Here is a 15,379-nt window from a genome sequence, read left to right as displayed (position 1 = left end):
TGGCAATGAGCCAAGATTTGATGAACAAGGTCGAAGCGGCCTACAAAAAGAGCGAAGTCGATTTCTTCGAGATCGGCGACACCGTCGAGGTTCACACCAAGATTCTCGAAGGTCAGAAGGAACGTATCCAGAAGTTCATCGGTACCGTGATCGCCAAGAGCGGCAGCGGCACCCGTGAAATGTTCACCGTTCGCCGCATCGTGGCTGGCGAAGGTGTCGAGAAGAAGTTCCCACTTCACAGCCCACAAATCGCCAAGGTGGAAGTCACTCGTCGCAGTGTCGTTCGCCGCGCCAAGCTGTACTACCTCCGCGATCGCGTTGGTAAGGCAACCCGTCTGCGAGAACGTCGCGTCTAATCGCGATCATTCTCCTACAGCGAGACGAAATCAAAGCACCGCCTGCTGGAAACGGAAGGCGGTGTTTTTCTATGCGCCGATCTCAGTCAGGCATCTGCGCGAAGCAGTTCACTTCGCCAAACTTCCCGAAGCCAAGACGTTTGTACAGAGACACCGCTTGTGCCGAAGCGCAGAGGGTGACCAGGTCGTAACCTTGCTCTTCAATCAGGGATGCCAAAGTCAGGGTCAACGAAGTGGCAACCCCGCGGCGGCGATAGGCTGGCAAGACCGAGATGTTATAGATTCCACCAGCACTGGATCCGAAATACACGGAACCCACGCCAGCAGGTTCGCCATCGACCAGGGCTAAAACATGCTGCAGTTTGGCATCTTCATGAAGGCCAGCCTTTAGAAGAATCTTTCGCCAAGGTTCCTGCGGAAATGAGTTGTCGCTGAACAAGCCCGTCATGATCTCGACCCACGTGCGAAGCTGCGGGGCAGAACGCACGAGCAAAATCTCGACATCGAGACTCAGCAGTTCAAAGTTCACACCATACGACCGCGCGGCCATTAGCGATTCGCGCGTCGTGTGAGTCAGGCCATGCTGGACGAGGGCTTCTCCCAGATTCGTTGGCCGAGTTGTCGGGCCAACCCACCAGGTAACCGGCAGATTGCGCTCGCGAAATGGGCCAATTGCGGCTTCGATTTCTTCGGCCAGCCTGTCCTCGGCCAGGTTGGCAACGAAGATACTATTGAAATACGGGTGATCGATATCGCTGATGAGCCGGTACCAGCGATCCTCTTGGGTCAGCGAGACTTCCGGACAGTTGGCCCAGTGTTGACAGAATTCGGTATCGTTTTGCTCGATCGCCAATGCAATCGCCGCGTACTCGTCCGGCTCGAAATATTTCAACGGGGCATCTCCGGGAGATCGATCGAAAGGTCCGCTGCCTTTCCCTCACTCCCGGACACTGGACTGGGAAAAGGGTTCACCGAGCACGCCGTTTGGTGCGGTGCGATATCTTCGATCTCGGTGGTCGGGCAGTTATTCATTGGGAACGGCGTTTTCTCTCGCGATAGATGAATTCGGCGTGGTCGATTTCGCGGACGATCTCCCATTCGTTTTCATCGAACTCAGGAAAGTAGCGGTCTCCTTCGTAGTCCTTCTTGATCTCGCTGAGGTAAATCCAATTGGCCAGGGGAAGGGCCAATTCGTAAATCTCGGAACCGCCGGCCACGAAGATTTTCATTCCAAACGAATGGGCCTTTTCGAGGGCCTCTTCGATCGAGTGGGTAACGATCGCGTTGACATTTGGTTCTCCGCGCGAAACGACAATGTTGTGAACGCTGGTTAAATCAGTCCCGAAGATTTCGTACGACTTGCGACCCATGATGACCGTTTGACCGCGCACGTTATCTAAGAACGTCTGATAATCTTCGGGGATCTCCCAGGGCATTCCGTCGCCAATTCCGATCACTCGGCTGGGAGTCATCGCACCAATCAGGATCACCGGGGCAGGGGAGTTGTCGGGACGTGTCATTTTTGAAAGCCTTTCAGCGAGGGGCAAGAAACAAAAAAAGCGGTTCGAGACCGAAGTCTCGAACCGCCTCAAACTACCAGGCCAGTACCTCAGACTCTCCGGCAGAGAGTCAAAGGAGCCGGTTTTGCAACGTTACGCACCGCAGCCACAATTGCTGGCGGGAGCAGCTTCGCCACCGCAGCATGGGTCGCAGCAAGGAACCGGGCAGCAAACCGTGACCGGAACCGTCTTGCAGACAACCTTAGGGACGCAGCGGGTCACCGTGTAAGCAACCTGCTTTGGCACACACTTGGCAACCTTGACGGTCTTCGTGGTGTGAACAGGCTTCTTGACGCAGTAAGGAACCTGCTTGGTGTGGGTCTCTTGGACCATCTTGCACACCTTGTAAGGAACTTCCTTGGTGTGGCATTCCTTCACCATCTTGCAGACCTTGTAGGTGCAAGTCTTGGTACGCTGTTCTGGCACCATCTTGCAAACCTTGTAGGTGCAAGTCTTGACGCGCTGTTCAGGAACCATCTTGCAAACCTTGTAGGTGCAGGTCTTGGTCTTGTTTTCCTTGACCATGTGGCAGACCTTGTAGGTGCAAGTCTTGGTGTGCTGCTCAGGAACCATCTTGCAGACCTTGTAGGTGCAAGTCTTGGTACGCTGTTCAGGAACCATCTTGCAAACCTTGTAGGTGCAAGTCTTGACGCGTTGTTCCTTTTCCATGCGGCAGACTTCGTAAGGAACCTGCTTCTTGATCACTTCCTGCTCGTAGCGAACGCAGTCGATGGTCTTTTCAGTGACTTCTGGAACCCAGACCTTCTTGCAGCAGGTCTTTGGTGGGCACTGAACTTCAACAACCTTGGTTTCGCCTGGGCAGTAGACGCACTTGCAGCAGCAAGGGTCCCAAGTCCAGCAACCTGGTTCCTGGATGCACTTCTTCACGACTGGACCAGGGATCGTTTCGGTCTTGGTTTCCCAGTGACCGCCACAAACCTTGACCGTCTTGGTGTAGTGAACCGGCTTGCAGACCGTTTCGCACACTTCACGCATCTTGGTTTCACGAACTGGCTTGCACACGGTGTAGCAGATGTCCTTGGTCTTGGTTTCCCAGACAGGCTTGCACACGGTGTAGCAGATTTCCTTAGTCTTGGTTTCCCAGACAGGCTTGCACACGGTGTAGCAGATGTCCTTGGTCTTGGTTTCCCAGACAGGCTTGCACACGGTGTAGCAAATTTCCTTGGTCTTGGTTTCCCAGACAGGCTTGCACACGGTGTAGCAGATTTCCTTGGTCTTGGTTTCCCAGACAGGCTTGCACACGGTGTAGCAGATGTCCTTGGTGCGGGTTTCCCAGACTGGCTTGCAGGTGGTGTAGTTCACCGTGCGAGTCTTGGTTTCCCAAACTGGCTTGCACACAGTGTAGGTGCAATCTTTGTAGCGCGTTTCCGTTTCATAGGTCACGCAATCCACAGTCTTGTCTTCGTAGACCGTTTCATAAACAGTCTTGTAGCAGGTTTGTTCCTGCTTTTCGTAGACGACCTCTTTGCAGGTCTTGTTAACGGTGTAGCACTGCTTTTTGCAGCACTCGTAAGTTGCTGGCTCACAACAGCCAGCGTTACGGAAGCTGAACAATCCGCCATAAGCGGCTTCAGCCGAGTTCGCCGAAAAAGCAGCCAACATGACCGCTAGGATCGGCAATCCCAATACAGCTCGCATTTTCCTTCTCCTTCGATGACAAAACGCCGTACGACTAAGGGCCTGGCCTGGTTTGGGCAAATCCTTGCCGTGTCCTGTGCCCTCAAACATTGAATCGTGCAATATCTCCTGCTATCGCCCGTTTACCTGGACTGCTTACTCGGTACGTCTTTTCTGGCTGTCATTGACTGCCCAAGTCGCCCATTCAGCTTCCAGATGTCCTTCTGTATCGTCAATTTGGGATGTCTGCTTGAGATCGAACAAATAGGTGTTTTTCAAATCATGGGAAGAGTAAGGCAAATGCACAGAGTGCATGCATCAGTTTGAATGCGCCAATTGAGCATGGTTCTACTCACTGTACGCGTTGTAGCGATCGCAGGACGTTCGCTACTTGCACGAGAAATACGGTCAAAACGCGGGGTTGGCGAGAATTTGGCCCATCGTTGGACGCCCATGAAGGCACTGCGCGCATTGCCGTGATATCAGCTTTCCCATCGATAAAAGTTGGGGGTGGTATTTCGGGGAAATATTCTTGACCGCGCCACGCTGTGACGTATCTACCTTCAGAAGGAAACAACAACTGCTGCATTTGACGTAGCTTTAAATTGCCCCCGCAGAAGAAAACCTGACTGGCCTGGCCGTGAGAAACAGAGCTTGTCCGCCAGTAATTTATGACTTGGAGTCTTGGGACATGTCGCATTCAAAGAAAAATGGTTTTACGCTGATCGAAGTGCTGATCGTCGTGGTGATCCTGGCCGTTTTGGCCGCTACGGTCATTCCGCAATTCACGGATTCGACCACCGATGCCAAAAAGAGCAGCGTGCTGTTCAATCTGCACACACTCCGCTCGCAGATTCAGCTCTACCGAGCTCATCACGATGGCAAGGTCCCTGGGGCTGCCCTGACCGAACTGACGATCGCCACCGATGCCGATGGCAACGCCGGTGGTTCGTTCGGTCCTTACCTCTCGAAGATCCCAGTGAACAACTTCACCAACAGTGCGACTGTTTCTTCGACCACCGGAGCTCCTTCGGCTGTCGTCGAAGGTGCCGGCTGGTTGTACGACAGCACGACCGGTGAAATCTGGGTCAATGACGCGGACCTGCTCAGCGAGTAATCGCCGCGGCGAGAACTCGAAAAGATTTCACAAAAGCCTGACTGCATCCTCAGTCGGGCTTTTGTTGTTTCTTGTTGGCCCCCAGGATACGTAACCACCCTTGTTGGGCAGTTAGCCCAGAGAGTAGAGTTGAAAGACCCTGATATTCACCGATCCGAGAAACAACCTAGGGCGCTTCCGCGTCACTGCGATCACGCACGCCATGGCGAAGAGCAAAGACAATAAGAAGTCTTCCAGCGATCAGCGCGTCTCTAAGGCTGTAGTCAGTCGTCTGAGTCTCTATCTTCGCGAACTATCGCGGCTGGAACGCAATGGAATCGAGACCACCAGCAGTACCAAGCTGGGCGAGATGCTGGGCTTTTCCGATGCCCAGGTTCGCAAAGACCTGGCCAACTTCGGCCAGTTCGGATATCCCGGCGTTGGCTATCGTTGCTCCGAGTTGATTGCGACCATCCGGCAAATCATGGGGACCGATCAACGCTGGCCGGTGGCCCTGGTGGGGGTCGGTAACCTGGGTCGAGCTCTTCTCGGATACCGTGGGTTTTCCAACCAAGGTTTCAATACCGTTGCGGCCTTCGATCTCGACCCAAAAATTGTTGGATCGGAAATCGAGGGAATCCCGGTCTACAGTCTCGAGAACGTCGACAAAATCGTTCGCGAGAAATCAATTCAACTGGCGATTCTTGCCGTGCCTGCCGCCGCAGCCCAAGAGGTCGCAGAACGGCTCGTGGCAGCGGGGATTCGCGGGTTTTTGAACTTTGCCGCGGTCACCCTTCGCCTGCCGGAAGAGGTCACCGTGATCGGAGTCGACCTGGCCATCGAAATGGAGCAGTTGTCATTCGCGATGACTTCGCGGATGAATAACTAGTTTGCCCCTGAACCGAATCTTTGTTGCGGGGTCCTCTTGTCGAAACGAAAGGTTTTCCGGTACTATCTATAGTCCCTGAAACGGGAATTACCCCCTAGTGTAATGGTAGCACTACAGATTTTGGCTCTGTCAGTCGAGGTTCAAATCCTCGGGGGGTAGCTAAGCACGTCTGAAAATGGCGTGCTTTTTTTTATGCGCGGTTCGTCCCCCGTGGGCCGAGATGGCTTTCTGCTAAGGGGATTTTATCTCGCGAGTGTTGGATGGCTAACGTTCGGAAAGCGACTTCCGGCGTAACATCTCAGTGGTGACGGCATCCCAAAGGGAACCAACACAACCACGAATGCCTCGCCAATGGCGAGGTCGCTTGTCGCCCTCAAGAGGAAAACCTATGGCGGGACACATCTGGTACCTCAAAGCATGCCGTCTCTTCGAGACTTGCACGACCGATCAGATTCAAAGGCTCGAGACCGCGAGCCGATCCAAGACCATCGCCAAAGGAAGTCCGGTTTATTTGCCGGCCGATCAGGCCGATTCCGTTTTGGTACTGGCCAGTGGCCGCGTCAAAATCTGTCATCTTACCGGCGACGGTAAGCAGTCGATCCTGGCGTTCATCGAACCAGGCGAAATTTTCGGCGAGCTGGCGATCCTGGATGTCGGCAGCCGCGACGAATATGCCGAAGCGGTCGAAGAGTCGCGCGTCATCGCTATCCCAGGCGACGCAATGCGACGCCTGATGGAAGAGCACGCTGATCTTTGCCTGGGCGTAACCAAGGTCATTGGCTTTCGTCGTCGACGAATTGAACGTCGCGTGAAGAACCTGCTGTATCTCTCGAATCGTGAGCGTCTGAGTCATCTTCTGCTGGAACTTGCGGAACAGTATGGTCGAGAAACGCAAAAGGGTGTCGAATTGTCGATTCGGCTTTCGCACCAGGACCTGGCGAGTATCGTGGGAAGTACCCGCGAAACGGTTACGGTCGTCCTGGGGGCGATGCAGACGGAAGGTCTGATCGAGTTGGGCCGCCGGAAGGTGATTCTGAAAGCTCCCGATCGTTTGGCCCATCAGATTGGGATCGAACCGATTCGTCTCGATTCGACCGTGCAGCGGAACACGCCTCCGACTGTCTATTTGCGACATTCCTTCGGAGCCTAAGACGGATCTTCCGGATGGTTGCCATATAAAAGGAGGCCAACCGTGCGGAGGGTGTCTCGAAAGCAATTGCCATGTCTGAACGCGAGCCTTGGATCCAATGCCCTGCTGGAGAGCTATCGAAGCTTCAGCAGTCGCTCCAGGCACGCGATGCCCAGACGCTTTCTCGCCGCCGATTTCTGATGGCTGGGGGTGGGGCTGCCGCGGCCGTCGCGGGTGGTGGCTTGCTTGTCCTGACTTTGGGACAGAGGCAAGGAGACTGCCAGAATCTAACCTGCATTGCGGCGGTAGAGTTAATGCCGAGCTACATTGATGGCACGCTCACCGACCAGCAGGCCCGGACTTCGTTGGAAGCCCATCTCGACCGCTGCCCCAAGTGCCAGCGTCATCTGGAAGAGCTCGAGGCGTTGATTTAGCCTTCCGCTGGGGGGTTATTGACGATTTCGGTGGTTGCTGGTACCTTCATCAGCTTCCTTTTCCCCTGCAGGAGTCTAGTAGGGGAACTACTAAGAACCGGGACGGTTTCCTTAACGGAGATCAGCCATGGTTCGACCGTCCAGCTACGACCAGATCGCCGAAAACTGTGTGGGAAGTGAGGTTTTCGGGCTCACGATAGGTCGCGGCATAGGTATCGCTTCCACTTGGCTGGTATGGCGCCAGCATAAGAGCCTGGGACGTTCGATCAGTGGCAACCCATTGAAAGAAAGGAATTTGCGCCATGTCCAGCGGACAACAGTTCGTTCAGGAACTCGTCGAATGCGGCATTCATTTCGGTCACCGCACCAGCCGGTGGAACCCGAAGATGGCTCCGTACATCTACGCGAAGAAGAACCAAATCCACATCATCGACGTCCGCGAAACGATTCGTGGTCTCCTGCGTGCCAAGAAGTACCTGGCCCAGGTCTCTGAAGGTGGTAGCCTCATTCTGTTCGTCGGTACCAAGCGTCAAGCTGGTGCTGCCATCGAACGTGAAGCCGAACGTTGCGGCATGCCGTTCATCAACGAACGCTGGCTCGGTGGTACGCTGACCAACTTCCGCACCATTCGTAGCCGCTTGAGCCGTCTGGAAGAGCTGGAACGAATCATCGAAGGCGACGAACTCGCCAAGTACTCGAAGAAGATGCAGTCCTCGCTGCAGCGTGAGTACCGTAAGATGTACCGCAACCTGAACGGTCTGCGTACGATGAACCGCTTGCCAGAAGCCCTGGTGATCGTCGACCCAAAGAAAGAAAAGAACGCCATCAAGGAAGCCCAGTCGCTGGGAATCACGACGGTGGCTTTGACCGATACCGACTGCGATCCGGATCAGGTCGACCTGCCAATCCCAGGCAACGACGACGGTATCCGTTCGATCGAAATGTTCCTGAAGCTGATGGCCGACGCTGCCATCGACGGCAAGCATCACGCTGCCCAGCAGACGGAACAAGCTGCCAAGTAAGCTTTGTTACCAGCAGAGGGGTCCCCGGCGAACCTTGAAGGAGAAATCAATCTCCTTCAAATGTTAACCGAATCGGCCTTCGCCGAGGGAATCCCGCAGCGGTAGAATTTTCCACGTAGAGCTCCCCAAATTCTTAGAGCGACCAAATTCGAGCATTGGAGATAAGACGATGACGGCAATCACCGCCGGTGCGGTCATGGCACTTCGCGAAAAGACCGGCCTTCCTATGATGGAATGCAAAAAGGCCCTGACCGAGTCGAATGGCGACGAAGAAAAGGCAATCCTGTGGCTGCGTGAAAACGGTAAGGTCAAGCAATTGAACCGCACCGATCGTACCACTGAATTCGGCCGCGTCGGCATTTACACCGATGGCGACAAGGGTGCCATGGTCGAATTCAAGTGCGAAAGCGCTCCAGTTACCCAGCTGGAAGAGTTCATCTCGTTGGCTGACGACCTGGCCAAGGTGCTGGCTGAAAACCCAAGCATCACCACCGCCGAAGAACTGTTGGCTCAGCCGTCTAATGTCAAAGCAGGTAGCACCCTGGGTGACCTGAAGGACGACATGTTCAACCGTATTCGCGAAGTCTTTAACGTCGGTCGCATGATCCGGGTTGAAGGTTCGACCGGTGGTTATAGCCACAACTCGAGCACCGTCAGCGGTGTTCTGGTGGAAGTCGAAGGCGACAACGCCGCTGCTGTTCGTGACGTTGCCATGCACGTGGCCGCCATGAGCCCATCGGTGCTGAGCAAGGACGACATCGATCCTGCTCTGGTCGAAAAGGAACGTGCGATCCTGAAGGCTGCTGCGATGAACGAAGATTCGAGCAAGCCTGAAAACATCATCGACAAGATGGTGGAAGGTCGACTGCGTAACTACTACGCCCAGGTCGCTCTGCTGGAACAGCCGTTCGTTAAAGAACCAAAGCAGACCGTCGCTCAATACGCCAAAGACAACGGCGTCACCATCAAGAACTTCACGCACTGGGTGATCGGCGACGACGCTCCAGCCGCTGAAGAAGGTGCTGAAGGCTAGTCCTTCCGGCGGATGCCAATCGATCAAAACTGAAAAATCCCTCGGGTTCATTGCTCGAGGGATTTTTTTATGCGCATCGTTCTCCTGCACAGGGCAACCGATCTCGGTTAAAATCTGCCCACTGCGTCAACTTTGACACCATAGCCCCTGAGGACGGCCCAACAATGTCCGATATGCCTGAAAACGCTTCCCCCAAATACAAACGCATCATTCTGAAACTCTCGGGCGAAAGCTTCTCGAGAGCAGGCGAACGGGGGATTGCCATGGACGAAGTGGTCAGCATTTCGCGCCAGATTCGCCAGGCATCGGAGTTGGGCTGCCAGATCGCTGTTGTGATCGGCGGAGGAAACATTCTCCGTGGTGGTCAGTTCAAAAATGAAAGTGCTTCGATCCAGGAAGCCACTGCCCACTACATGGGAATGTTGGCGACGGTCATCAATGGTCTCGCGCTGCAAGATGCTTTGGAAAGCCTCGATATGCAGACCCGTCTAATGACGGCGATTCATATGCAAGGCGTGGCCGAGCCTTACATCCGCCGCAAGGCATCTCGTCATCTGGAGAAAGGTCGCATTGTGATTCTGGCCGCCGGAACCGGCAGTCCGTTTGTCACCACCGATACTGCGGCAGCTCAGCGAGCTTTGGAACTGGAAGCCGACATTTTGATGAAGGCGACCCGTGTTGATGGCGTCTACAGCGACGACCCGGAAAAGAACCCACACGCCGTCTTCTATCGCACGCTCGGATTCGACCAGGTCGTTAGCGAAAACCTGCGTGTGATGGATGGCACCGCAATCAGCCAATGCCGCGAGCATGGCATGCCGATTCTGGTCTTTAATTTCAAGACCGACGGCAATATCCAGAAGGCCGTCCGAGGCGAACAGGTCGGAACTCTGATCAACCCAAGCCTCTAGTTTCCTGTGGGGGTGGTCCGAAATGGATCACAAGATTGGATCTCCTCAGACGAATCCCTTTTCATCGCAGAGGCGTTTGAATTGATTTTTCGAGGAGGTTCGACCCATGTCACCGCAGGTGTATCCAGCCAAAATCGCTCCCGCAATCACCGCTCTGTTGGCCGGCGGGGCGATGCTATTATTGGCATTGGGTGTAGGCACCCTCTTCCTTCCAGGTTCAGGTGAGCTTCCAGCACTCACATTTATGGCCACTGGTGGTCTGATGCAGTCGATCTGGATGCGGACCACCTACACCATCAACGGATCGCACTTGGTAATCTGGTCCGGGCCGATTCGCTGGCGAATCCCGCTCGAAGCGATCACCAAGATCGAAAAGACTTCCAGCACTGCGCTGATGATGGGGGGGACTCATCTAAGGTTCGCACTATCGCCGGAAGCGTTGATGATTCACTACGAAAAACGGCCAGGCCAAAAATGGTACGGCCTGGTCGAGCCTGCGGTATTGATTTCACCGCAGAATCGGAACGAGTTTACCCAAGCTCTGCAGGAAGCGGCTCCAGCGGCAAATGTTGTCACCGCATAGCCTTGGGGCAATTGTTTCTGCCAGCAGAAGAGACTGGGTTATCTTTTCACGCTGCATTGCGTGGTGTAGGTTATTCTCGGAGGCCAACCCCGCCTCCATGGTCAAATAGCGAGGATCATTCCTGCGATAAAGGTAACAAGATGAACGCGGATCAAATCAAGCAAGACGCTACGCAGCGTATGGAAAAAGCAATCGACGTCCTGAAGAACGGCCTCAGTGGCGTTCGTACCGGTCGGGCCACCCCAGGTCTGGTCGATTCGCTGCGAGTGGAAGTTTATGGATCGCTGCAGCCGATCAAGCAGATTGCCTCGGTGAGCGTTCCAGAACCGAGCCAGTTGTTGATCCGTCCTTACGACACCGGTGCGATCAAAGACATTGAAAAGGCAATCGTCGCCAGCGATCTGGGCATGGCCCCGCAGAGCGATGGTCGTGTCGTTCGTTTAAACGTTCCGCCATTGTCGACCGAAGTTCGTAAGAAGCTCGTTTCGCGTATCAAAGACCTGGCGGAAGAATCGCGAGTTTCGATCCGAAACATCCGTCGCGATGCCAACAAGGCTGCCGATACCGCGGAAAAGGACAAGACGATCAGCGAAGACATTCGCGACGACATCAAGACTGACGTTCAGGACTTGACCAAGAAGTTTGAAGATCAGGTCAACGAACTGGCTAAGAATAAAGAAAAGGAAGTGATGGAAGACTAGTTCGCTTCCTCGCTTCACCCGATCGATTTTCGGTCGAGAAGAAATTCAAGCGGCACGCTTGGTCCCAGTGACTGATCGTGCCGCTTTTTTGTGCGCTGGCCGCGATGCTTGAGGCAACGCACGCAAGGGCTTCGCTCTGCTAGCGTTGGCAATGCTGGAAATCGTGGCAATGGCATCACCGAATCAATCTTGACCCGCTCTCGCGGTACTTCGTATATTCCGCTGCCCGAACCTAGTGGTATCGGAAACTCGAACACCTCTCCTTGAGAAAATCTTGCAAAAAATTTTTGGAGCAAGCGGAATGACTGGCAAGGATGCTACTCGCCGACTTCCCCTGGGTAAGTCCTGGGTACTGGCAGCCGTTGGTTTTGTGATTTTGACCGTTGGTGTTGTCGCTTGGCGACAAATCTCCGGAGGTCCACAACAGGCCGAAGCTCAAGCCCCGGTTCAACGCCAGGCTCAAGCGGCACCTTTGGCCGCTCCGGCTGAAGAAGTCGCCCCAGCTGGCCGCCCCAGCGGAAAGATTCAGACGGTCGCGGTTGTCAATCGTGAACCAATCACTCGCGACGCCCTCGGCGAAGAAACCCTCCGTCGTCACGGCGAACAGGTTCTCGAGAGCCTGCTCAATCGCCATCTGATCGCCATGGCGTGCCAGCAGAACGGCATCCAGATCAGCGAGGCGGACATCGACAACGAAATCAACAACATCGCCAAGAAGTTCGGCCTCTCGGTCGATCGTTGGTTGGGACTGCTTCAGGAAGAACGTAACGTGACGCCTGGTCAGTACCGCCGCGACATCATCTGGCCAACGCTGGCTCTGCGAAAGCTGGCCGCCGGGCAGTTGGAAGTGACCGACGCTGAAGTTCAAGTCGAAATGGACAAGAACTACGGCCCGAAGGTCAAGGTTCGTATGATCTCGGTGAATGATCGTGGTCTGGCTGAAGAGCTGCGAGCCAAGGCAGCCGCCAACCCGGACGCTTTCCCGGACATGGCTAAGAATCACTCGCAAGACGTCAACAGTGCGGCAGCTCGTGGTTTGATTCCGCCAATTCGCCGTCACATCGGTAACAAAGAAATCGAAGACACCGTCTTCGCACTGCAGGCTGGCGAAGTTTCGCCGGTGGTCTTCGTGGCCGGTCAGTACTTGATCTTCAAGTGCGAAGAGCACCTGTCTGCCGACGAAATCCCAGCAGGCAGCCTGAATGGTATCCGTCAGCGCATGGCCGACGTCGTTCGCGAATCGAAGATGCGTGAAGCTGCTGGCGACATCTACGAAAAGCTGCAGGCCAGTGCTCAGATCGTGAATGTTTACAACGATCCAAGCAAGGCTTCGCGGATGCCTGGGGTGGCCGCCACGCTGAACGGTCAGCCGGTCAGCCTTCAGGAATTGAAAGAAGAATGCATCAGCCGTCACGGGGTGGAAGTCCTGGATGGTGAAATCAACCGCAAGATCCTGCAGCAGGAACTGACTCGCCGCCAGCTGCAAGTCACCGAAGCAGATCTCGAGGCCGAAATCGTTCGTGCCGCCGATTCGTTTGGCTTCCTCACCAAGGAAGGCAAACCCGACATGGAAGCGTGGTTGAAGCAGGTTACCGGAGAACAGGGCGTTTCGGTCGAACTGTATGTCCGCGATGCGGTCTGGCCTACGGTTGCTTTGAAGAAACTGGTCGACGATCAGGTCAAGATTTCCGACGACGACATTCAGAAGGGCTTCGTCGCCAACTACGGCGAACGTGCCCAGGTCCTGGCGATCGTTCTCGACAGCCAGCGTCGTGCTCAAGAGGTTTGGGAAATGGCTCGCCGTAACCCAACCGAACAGTTCTTTGGCGAACTGGCCCGTCAGTACTCGATCGAGCCAGTCTCGAAGAACAACGACGGTCAGGTTCCTCCGATCCGCATGAATGGTGGTCAGCCAACCATCGAAAACGAAGCCTTCCGTCTGCAGGCAGGCGAGATCTCGGGCATCGTCGCGGTTGGCAACCAGTACATCATTCTGTACGGGTTGGGGCGCACCAAGCCTCTGATCAACAACATCGAAGACGTTCGCTCGGAACTGGTCAAAGAACTGCACGAAAAGAAGCTGCGTCTGGCCATGGCCGACAAGTTTGAAACCCTGCGTGAATCGGCTCAGATCGACAACTTCCTGGCCAATACCACCCAGGCCGGTAAAGCATTCGACGCCGCCGTTCGTCAGCAGATGCAGCGTAAGTAAACGCTCGCTTCGCCGATTGAAATTCAACAGAACCCGATCGTTCCCTCTGGATCGATCGGGTTTTTTCATGCGCTGAGCTGGCTGGGATTTCGGTCGAAAAATTCCGGATGAAGTTGCTACATCTTTAGGGTAGGATGGAGCGGCCCGGATGAATCGGGCCTCCTCATCATGCTCCCCGCCAGGAATCTATTCATGCGTGCTTTGTCTCGCCCCTTTGCTGGATGGCTGTTTCTCGTTGCGTCGTTGGTTCTCGTACCGACGACCTGGTGCCTGGCGGAAGATTCCGATCCAGCCCATCCCAAGCTGAACATGGTGCTTTATGTTCCATCGGATGTGGATCCGCCGGCCGATATCGGCAAACGCTTTATCCAAATCGCAGCTTATACCGAGCAATATCTCGTCAATGAGATGACCCGGGCAGGCTATCCCCCTGAAGTGAAGCAGATCTTCCCCCGCGATGAAAAAGGGAACTTCAAGTTCCTCTTTGTGAAGGGTGATCATAAAGCGGACAGCGATCGCTGGGAGAAAGGCGGCGTGAATATGGAGATCATCGAGGCGGCCGTGAAGAAGTACGAACTGCCCCGATCGCGCCACGTCTGGTGGATCTGGATGTATCTTGGTGATCCACCCAAGCGGTACTCGAACTATCGAGGAGCCGGCAACTCGATCGACGGCGGCTGGGCGATTTGCAATTACACGAACATCCCTGGTGAGATCGATCCGAAAGTCCCGCTGGCGGCCGGCTTTCATTTCGATTTCACCTTGAAGGCCTGCATTCATGAGTTGGGGCATGGCTTCGGACTGCCTCACCTCGGACCGATGGCTCGCGACCGCCGGGGCAACACGCTGATGGGACCACAAGCGAAGGTCTACGCGAAGAAGGTCGATGACCGCAAGAAGGATGTTTACCTGTGCGATGCGTCGGCGGCCATGCTGTGGAAGCATCCGATTTTTAGCGGTACCCACGACCAGCGAGGACAAAAACCAAAATTCGAGATGAAGAACCTCAAAGGTGAGTTCAATCGCCAGGGACGTTACCTCGAACTGACCGGCGACATCGAGACCGATATCCCAGCCCACAGTGTCGTGGTGATTGAAGAAGGAACCGATGGCTACTTCCGCAAATCATTCGCGGGCCGAGTCGACGAGAAGGGGCACTTCTCGGTCGACGTGAAAGAGCTCGATCACGAGAAAGGGGATCTGCGGATCTTATTCTGCTTCGAGAACGGTATCTGCACCGGCGACGGTGAAGGGTTTGGAGACCAGAGTGCGCTCACCCAGCCGTACGAAGTCACGCGGCGCGGTGTCGAACTGATTGGAGCCGGGGACTAGGCCTGAGGCAGGACGCGAATCTCTGACTTCACGGAGTTCGCAATGAAACACAGGTCGTGGGCTTCGTGATGGAGTTTCTCGATTTCGTCCCACGTAGGCTGCTTCTCACCACTGAAGACCGTTCTCGGCTGAAGCGTGACGCGCTGGACCGATGTTTTTCCATCCGTGTCCTTGCCCATTTCGCCGGTCGGCTGGTCTTCGTATGAGTCAACCCGCCAGCGATGCTTAGCCGCCAAAGCCAGAAACCAGAGCATGTGGCAGCTCGAAATCGACGCGATGAACGCTTCCTCGGGATCGACTCCGTGTGGATCGGACATCGGAACCGGGATTACGTTCGGGGAGGAAGAGGCCGGAACGACCGCTCCGCCATCGAACTCCCAGGTATGGGCTCGGCTGTAACGTTTGTCGAGAAAGTCTTCTTCCCCACGCTTCCAGCTGAGTTTTGCCGAGTACTTTTCCATCTTTCGGGCCTGTCAGGATGTTT

General features: G+C 55.0%; 16 protein-coding genes. 12 read left to right on the top strand and 4 right to left on the bottom strand.

Annotation, left to right across the window (positions count from 1 at the left end):
* Nucleotides 1-5: 5 nt before the first annotated feature.
* Entirely contained in the window at nucleotides 6-356 is a 351-nt protein-coding gene (gene rplS, locus ABD890_RS00500; protein ID WP_105355473.1) for a 50S ribosomal protein L19, read from the top strand.
* A gap of 82 nt (nucleotides 357-438) precedes the next feature.
* On the opposite strand, the gene ABD890_RS00495 is transcribed toward rplS, so the two are convergent.
* The 3 genes from ABD890_RS00495 to ABD890_RS00485 form a co-directional block, all read right to left on the bottom strand.
* Nucleotides 439-1,248, bottom strand: a complete 810-nt coding sequence (locus tag ABD890_RS00495; RefSeq protein ID WP_345084315.1) for a GNAT family N-acetyltransferase — start codon at nucleotides 1,246-1,248, stop codon at nucleotides 439-441.
* A 136-nt stretch (nucleotides 1,249-1,384) separates the two neighbouring features.
* Nucleotides 1,385-1,876, bottom strand: coding sequence for a dihydrofolate reductase (locus ABD890_RS00490; protein WP_345084312.1), 492 nt, complete (start codon nucleotides 1,874-1,876; stop codon nucleotides 1,385-1,387).
* A gap of 132 nt (nucleotides 1,877-2,008) precedes the next feature.
* On the bottom strand, nucleotides 2,009-3,574 hold the full coding sequence (locus tag ABD890_RS00485) for a hypothetical protein (RefSeq protein WP_345084309.1): 1,566 nt from the start codon (nucleotides 3,572-3,574) through the stop codon (nucleotides 2,009-2,011).
* A 670-nt stretch (nucleotides 3,575-4,244) separates the two neighbouring features.
* Between ABD890_RS00485 and ABD890_RS00480 the strand changes: the two genes are divergently transcribed.
* From ABD890_RS00480 to ABD890_RS00430, 11 genes are all read left to right on the top strand, one after another.
* The gene (locus tag ABD890_RS00480; RefSeq protein WP_345084306.1) at nucleotides 4,245-4,670 is read left to right on the top strand and encodes a type II secretion system protein; all 426 of its coding nucleotides are present in this window, start codon (nucleotides 4,245-4,247) and stop codon (nucleotides 4,668-4,670) included.
* A 202-nt stretch (nucleotides 4,671-4,872) separates the two neighbouring features.
* The gene (locus ABD890_RS00475) at nucleotides 4,873-5,538 is read left to right on the top strand and encodes a redox-sensing transcriptional repressor Rex (RefSeq protein ID WP_345084303.1); all 666 of its coding nucleotides are present in this window, start codon (nucleotides 4,873-4,875) and stop codon (nucleotides 5,536-5,538) included.
* A 388-nt stretch (nucleotides 5,539-5,926) separates the two neighbouring features.
* Nucleotides 5,927-6,688 carry a Crp/Fnr family transcriptional regulator gene (locus ABD890_RS00470; protein WP_345084300.1) on the top strand — a complete coding sequence of 254 codons (762 nt, stop codon included), beginning with the start codon at nucleotides 5,927-5,929 and terminating at the stop codon, nucleotides 6,686-6,688.
* 71 nt (nucleotides 6,689-6,759) lie between these two features.
* Nucleotides 6,760-7,101 (top strand): anti-sigma factor family protein, encoded by a 342-nt coding sequence (locus tag ABD890_RS00465; protein WP_345084297.1) that lies wholly within the window; start codon nucleotides 6,760-6,762, stop codon nucleotides 7,099-7,101.
* A 302-nt stretch (nucleotides 7,102-7,403) separates the two neighbouring features.
* Entirely contained in the window at nucleotides 7,404-8,123 is a 720-nt protein-coding gene (gene rpsB, locus ABD890_RS00460) for a 30S ribosomal protein S2 (RefSeq protein WP_345084294.1), read from the top strand.
* Nucleotides 8,124-8,292: 169 nt separating this feature from the next.
* On the top strand, nucleotides 8,293-9,156 hold the full coding sequence (tsf, locus tag ABD890_RS00455; protein WP_345084291.1) for a translation elongation factor Ts: 864 nt from the start codon (nucleotides 8,293-8,295) through the stop codon (nucleotides 9,154-9,156).
* A gap of 164 nt (nucleotides 9,157-9,320) precedes the next feature.
* Nucleotides 9,321-10,067 carry a UMP kinase gene (pyrH, locus tag ABD890_RS00450; protein WP_345084288.1) on the top strand — a complete coding sequence of 249 codons (747 nt, stop codon included), beginning with the start codon at nucleotides 9,321-9,323 and terminating at the stop codon, nucleotides 10,065-10,067.
* A 106-nt stretch (nucleotides 10,068-10,173) separates the two neighbouring features.
* The gene (locus tag ABD890_RS00445) at nucleotides 10,174-10,650 is read left to right on the top strand and encodes a PH domain-containing protein (protein ID WP_345084285.1); all 477 of its coding nucleotides are present in this window, start codon (nucleotides 10,174-10,176) and stop codon (nucleotides 10,648-10,650) included.
* 140 nt (nucleotides 10,651-10,790) lie between these two features.
* On the top strand, nucleotides 10,791-11,351 hold the full coding sequence (frr, locus tag ABD890_RS00440; RefSeq protein WP_345084283.1) for a ribosome recycling factor: 561 nt from the start codon (nucleotides 10,791-10,793) through the stop codon (nucleotides 11,349-11,351).
* A gap of 301 nt (nucleotides 11,352-11,652) precedes the next feature.
* Nucleotides 11,653-13,563: a peptidylprolyl isomerase gene (locus tag ABD890_RS00435; protein ID WP_345084280.1), complete on the top strand. Its 1,911-nt coding sequence runs from the start codon at nucleotides 11,653-11,655 to the stop codon at nucleotides 13,561-13,563.
* A gap of 192 nt (nucleotides 13,564-13,755) precedes the next feature.
* Entirely contained in the window at nucleotides 13,756-14,895 is a 1,140-nt protein-coding gene (locus ABD890_RS00430) for a hypothetical protein (RefSeq protein ID WP_345084277.1), read from the top strand.
* On the opposite strand, the gene ABD890_RS00425 is transcribed toward ABD890_RS00430, so the two are convergent.
* Nucleotides 14,892-15,356, bottom strand: a complete 465-nt coding sequence (locus tag ABD890_RS00425) for an OsmC family protein (protein WP_345084274.1) — start codon at nucleotides 15,354-15,356, stop codon at nucleotides 14,892-14,894. The genes ABD890_RS00430 and ABD890_RS00425 overlap by 4 nt on opposite strands.
* Between the last annotated feature and the right edge of the window lie 23 nt (nucleotides 15,357-15,379).

The sequence above is a fragment of the Bremerella cremea genome, assembly GCF_039541315.1.
GTDB classification, from domain to species: domain Bacteria; phylum Planctomycetota; class Planctomycetia; order Pirellulales; family Pirellulaceae; genus Bremerella; species Bremerella cremea.
Note: the sequence above shows the minus strand (reverse complement) of the source record. Positions and strands in the feature narration are given on the sequence as shown.